The organism is Streptomyces sp. NRRL F-525, from assembly GCF_000716605.1.
Classification (GTDB): Bacteria; Actinomycetota; Actinomycetes; order Streptomycetales; family Streptomycetaceae; genus Streptomyces.
Genome location: NZ_JNXE01000236.1, coordinates 1 through 232, shown reverse-complemented (window position 1 = coordinate 232; position 232 = coordinate 1). Strand labels below are relative to the sequence as shown.

At 76.7% G+C, this 232-nt stretch carries 1 pseudogene; it reads left to right on the top strand.

Annotated elements, in window-relative coordinates:
- A pseudogene (locus OO69_RS53460) lies at window positions 1–232 on the top strand (RNA polymerase subunit sigma); the annotation flags it as partial.

Genomic DNA, 232 nt, shown 5'->3' with positions numbered 1-232 from the left:
GGCCTTCCGGGCAGTCCTCAGCGCCGATCCGGAGCCTGCGCTCCCCAGCGTTGTCGACGCGGCCGTCGTCGGCGGCTTCCGGATCCGCCGCCGACGAGTCGCGCTCGCCACAGCCGGCGCACTGATCGTCGTGGCCTCCATGGCCGCCGTGGCCGTCAACCTGCCCTCGCTGGGCGGCGAACGCGCTCCGGTGCCCCTGGCCCCCGCCAGCACCGCCCACCCGACGCCGCAC